Annotated in this window: 4 protein-coding genes; all 4 read right to left on the reverse strand. The window is 50.6% G+C overall.

All coding sequences use genetic code 11. From position 1 onward, the window contains the following. Positions 1 to 109: 109 nt before the first annotated feature. The gene (gene mtaB, locus Q7V48_00415) at positions 110 to 1,477 is read right to left on the reverse strand and encodes a tRNA (N(6)-L-threonylcarbamoyladenosine(37)-C(2))-methylthiotransferase MtaB (GenBank protein MDO9209207.1); all 1,368 of its coding nucleotides are present in this window, start codon (positions 1,475 to 1,477) and stop codon (positions 110 to 112) included. After that, on the reverse strand, positions 1,456 to 2,553 hold the full coding sequence (gene mnmA / locus Q7V48_00420) for a tRNA 2-thiouridine(34) synthase MnmA (protein ID MDO9209208.1): 1,098 nt from the start codon (positions 2,551 to 2,553) through the stop codon (positions 1,456 to 1,458). Before mnmA ends, mtaB begins: the two co-directional genes overlap by 22 nt. A gap of 284 nt (positions 2,554 to 2,837) precedes the next feature. After that, a complete protein-coding gene (gene nifS, locus Q7V48_00425; GenBank protein MDO9209209.1) occupies positions 2,838 to 4,019 on the reverse strand; it encodes a cysteine desulfurase NifS in 1,182 nt (393 codons plus the stop codon). A 214-nt stretch (positions 4,020 to 4,233) separates the two neighbouring features. Continuing rightward, positions 4,234 to 4,644: an NIL domain-containing protein gene (locus Q7V48_00430; GenBank protein MDO9209210.1), complete on the reverse strand. Its 411-nt coding sequence runs from the start codon at positions 4,642 to 4,644 to the stop codon at positions 4,234 to 4,236. Between the last annotated feature and the right edge of the window lie 178 nt (positions 4,645 to 4,822).

Below are 4,822 nucleotides of genomic sequence, written 5' to 3' on the forward strand. Positions count from 1 at the left end.
TTTCTGCGCCCGTCTCTAAAATCTGCGTCCCATTAATTTAACTGTATAGGAATTTCCTTTTTGGACACGGATGTACACAGATTATCAGGATAAATTAAAAAGAAAATAATTATCCGTTGTTATCTGCGCAAATCTGCGTCCTATTAAATTTAGATCTCGAAAGGACCTTTCCGAAAACCTTTGCCTCGCGAACTTCCGTTATCTCTATATCCAATTCCTGGTTGATGAATTCATTTCCACCCGGGATGAGAACGGGGATGTAATTGCGGGAATAGCCCTTTAACCGTCCGCTTTCCCGGTCCCTCTTGCTTTCGACTAACACTTTCACTTTCTTCCCTTTAAAAGCGCTGCAAAAAAGCCTCCGTTTCTTTGCCCCCAATTCCCTCAATGCCTGACAGCGAGCTTTTATAACCTGCGAAGGGACTTGGGCGGGAAGGGTCATCGCCGGAGTCCCCTGCCGTCTGGAAAAGGGAAAAACATGAAGGTAGGCGATCGGAAGATCCTCGAGCAGTCTCATCGTATTCTCAAAAGCCTTCTCATCTTCGCCAGGAAACCCTGCGATTACATCCACGCCGATGGCCAAGTCTGGGATCATCCCCAGAAGGCGCTTTACCAGATCGGCGAAGAAGGCCGCAAAGTATGTACGGTTCATTCTCTGCAGGATCCCATCATCCCCGCTCTGAAGGGGAATATGCAGGTGGGCGCAAACTTTTTGCGATTGCGCCAGGAAATCGATCAAGGACGGGGCGAATTCCTTGGGCTCGATTGAGCTTAAACGAATCCGTATATCCGGGGTTTCCCCTTCAAGCGCTTGCAGCAGATCCAGCAGGGCCAGGGAGGGATTCAAATCTTCTCCGTAGGCCCCCAGATGGATCCCCGTGAGGACAATTTCTTTAAACCCCTTTCCAGCGAGTTCTTTGGCTTTCGCCAACGCATCCTGCAAGGGAAGGCTGCGGCTTCTCCCCCGGGCATAAGGGACGATGCAATAGGAACAGAAAGCGTTGCAACCATCCTGCACTTTGAGATAAGCCCGGGTGCGTTCAGAAAATAAGGGAAGTCTCCCATCTTCCAAGGATAGCCGTTCTCCTACCGAGGAAGAAAAGATGCATGCTTCTTTGAACTTTTTCTCCGAGGCAATAATTTCAGGAATCTTTTGCCGTTCTCTTATCCCTACGATGAAATCGACTCCGGGAATGGTTCGGAGAGTTTCCGGATCAACCTGAGCATAGCACCCGGTAACGATGACTTGAGCCCTGGGATTCCTGGCAATGGCCCTGCGGATGAGCTGGCGGGATTGGTAATCTGTTTTTTGCGTTACCGTGCAGGTGTGGACGATATAAACATCTGCGAGCTGGTGGAAGGGAATGAGGGTATGGCCCTGAGCCGACAGCTCTGCGGCCAGGGAGGCGGCATCGCTGTGGTTGGTCTTGCAACCTAAAGTTGCCAGGCCAATCTTCAAAAAGCTTTTTCGATCCATCCTCCCCCTAAAACCTCGTCCCCCTGATAAAAGACGGCGGCCTGCCCCGGAGTGACCGCCTTCTGCGGAATTTTCAAGTCCACCATCACCTTTCCATCATCCCCAGGGGAAATAACCGCCAAAGCCCCAGGGTGGCGATACCGAATCTGCACCCAGGCTTCCATTTTCCCTTCCAATTTGGGAAAAGAGATCCAGTTCACTCCTCCGGCGATCAGGCCATTGGCCATGAGCTCTTCCTTCCTCCCGGCCACTACCTGGTTTTTGCAAGTGTCCAGAGCCAGAACGTAATGAGGATGGGGGGCCGCGATGCCCAGACCGCGGCGCTGCCCGACGGTATAAGAATGAAGCCCCCGATGAAAACCTAATACTTTTCCTTGACGGTTGACGATTTCGCCCGGACGGAAAATTTCTTTTCCTTTTCTCTCTTCCATAAAACGCCTGTAATTGTCATCCGGGATGAAACAAATTTCCTGGCTTTCCCTTTTCCGGGCTACCCGCAATCCCAATTTTAAGGCCTGCTGCCGGACTTCGGCCTTTGATTTTTCTCCCAGCGGAAATAACACTCTGGCCATCTGGTCCTGCGTCATCGTAAAAAGAAAATAAGACTGATCTTTGTTGCGGTCTTGCCCCCGCCTGAGCACGTACCTCTCTTTCAAGGGGTCCAGTTCAATCCTGGCGTAATGCCCCGTGGCCAAAGCCCTGGCGCCCAACTCCTCCGCCTTCCTGAGCAGTCGCCAAAACTTAATCCGGTCATTGCAGCGAATACAAGGGTTGGGGGTCCGGCCGCTCAGATATGCTTCGACGAAGTAGTTTACTACTTCCTCTTCAAAAGCCTGGCGCAGGTTGACCACGTAGTGGGGTATGCCGATTTGATCGGCCACCAGGCGGGCATCGCGAATGTCTTCCGGGGAACAACAACGGCCAATTTCTCCCTGGTCATCGAGCCTCTGGTCCCAGAGGCGCATGGTCAGGCCGATGACTTCGTACCCGTCATTTTTTAAGAGGGCTGCGGCTGTTGAGCTATCCACGCCCCCGCTCATGGCCACGGCCACCCGGCCTTTTTCCTTCGGCACCAAATATTTATCCTTCTCTTTCACCACAGAGCACGCCAAGACCGCAGAGGATTTTAAAAAATCAAATATCAAAATTGATGATCTCGTAAAAAGTCGGAAAATCCGTCACTCCTGCGAAAGCAGTCCGCCTAAGGCGGACAGAACCACTTGAATTAACTGGATTCCCGCTTTCGCGGGAATGACAAAAATGGGACAACAAGGACTTTTTACGAATCCATCAAAATTATTCTTAAAAAATTTATTTCGGCAGTTCTCGGCGATCTCTGCGCCCTCTGCGGTGAATTTATTTATGATTTAAAATTCGAAACCTGCTTTTGATACAGCGGGGATATATCCCGAAGTCGCTGCACGATCCTGGGCAATACTTCCACCACATAATCTACATCCTCTTCTGTGTTATTCCACCCCAGGCTGAAACGAATTGCGCTCTCGGCGATCTCATGCGGTATTCCCATGGCCAAGAGAACATGGGAAGGCTCCAGAGATCCGGAGGTGCAGGCCGAACCCGAAGAAACGGCTATGCCCTCCAAGTCTAAATTCAGCAGTAAGGATTCCCCTTCGATGTACAAAAAACTCAAGTTCAAGGTGTTGGGTAGCCGTTGGGTGGCATGGCCGTTTAGCTGCACGTGGGGAATCCGCTGGATGAACTCCTGGTGCAATCGGTCCCGCAACGCCGTAAGATGGGTACGACGTTTTTGAAAATCCCGTAGGGCAATTTCACTGGCCTTGCCCAGCCCAATGATGTAAGGAATGTTCTCGGTACCTGCACGGCGGTTCCGCTCCTGGGCGCCTCCGTGGATCAAGGAAGTCATCTTGGTTCCCTTGCGGATGTACTGGGCACCAATCCCTTTGGGAGAATAAAGTTTATGCCCTGAAAGGGAAAGAATGTCCACGGGCAATCGCTGCAAATCAATCGGAAGCTTCCCCACTGCTTGCACCGAATCCGTATGGAAGATCACCCCCCTCTCCCGGGCTATCTCTCCAATCTCCTGCACCGGGAAAATTGTCCCGGTCTCGTTGTTGGCAAACATGATCGTGATCAAGACGGTCTCATCCGTGATGGAACGGCGAAGTTCCTCAAGGTCGATCAACCCATCCCCGTCGACGGGAAGATAGGTGACCTTATAGCCTATTTTTTCCAGGAACTGGCAGGTATGCAACACGGCATGATGTTCCACCTGGGTGGTAATAATATGCTGTCCTCTTTCTCGGAGGGCAAAGGCAACGCCCTTAATGGCCATATTATCACTCTCCGTACCGCAGCCCGTAAAGATGACTTCTTCAGGAGAAGCGTTCAAAAGGGCGGCCACTTTCTCCCTGGCTTCGTCTAAATATTTCTTCACCTCCCGCCCGGCCCAGTGGATGCTGGAAGCATTCCCGAACTGGTCCTGGAAAAAAGGCATCATGGCCGCTAATACTTCCGGATGGACGGGGGTAGTGGCGTTATGATCCATGTAAACGCGCCGCATGTTTTGGCTCCTCGTGAAATTTTTCGCTTCTTCGTCCCAGGGGTTGCTAAGAGGATTCAACGGAATCAGGAATTGCGGAATGGGGAATGAATTGTTCGGAGTAATTAGTTCGGAGTTCGGAGTGTTGATTTTAATCTCCGAACTCTAAACTCCGAACTCATTACTCTGAACTTTTTTTCATTCGGCATTCTGCATTCGAATCATTTCTCCTATTTTATATCAATCGGGATTCCATGGCCCGAGGGGGGCAGGCTTTGATGCAAAGTTCGCAGGCGCTGCACTTCGCCGAGTCGAACAAAACCTCCATGTTCTTGCGGTTAATATATAGAGATCCTGTTGGACAAACTGCAGTACAGGCTCCGCAGTGAGTGCACTTATTGTCGTCCCGGGCGATGTCCCTCTCGATAGGCTCCACGCCTACGCCAGCTTCGGCCAGGTATTCCAGACCCCTTTTAAAATCGGCCTTGGGCCCGCTCAACTCCAGGACCATAAAACTTTCCTGCCGGGGTAGAACGTTGGCCTTGAGGATGTTGAAGCTCAGGTTGAATTCCTTAACCAGCTTGTAGACGATGGGTTTATTCCAGTTCTCCTTGGAAAAATGAAGAACGATCTTCTTAGAAGTCATAGCCCGCCTCCTGCAAAAGAACTTATTTAAAAGTAATATACTTAAGTACTTTTGTCAACAACCACAAAAACAACCACAAAAACGACCACAAAAACGACCACAAAAACGATATCGGAATGCGGAATGCAGATTGCAAAATTCCTCACGCCGAACTTTCTATTCCGCAATCCGAATTCCG

The sequence above is a fragment of the Deltaproteobacteria bacterium genome (genome assembly GCA_030654105.1).
GTDB lineage: Bacteria > Desulfobacterota > SM23-61 > SM23-61 > SM23-61 > JAHJQK01.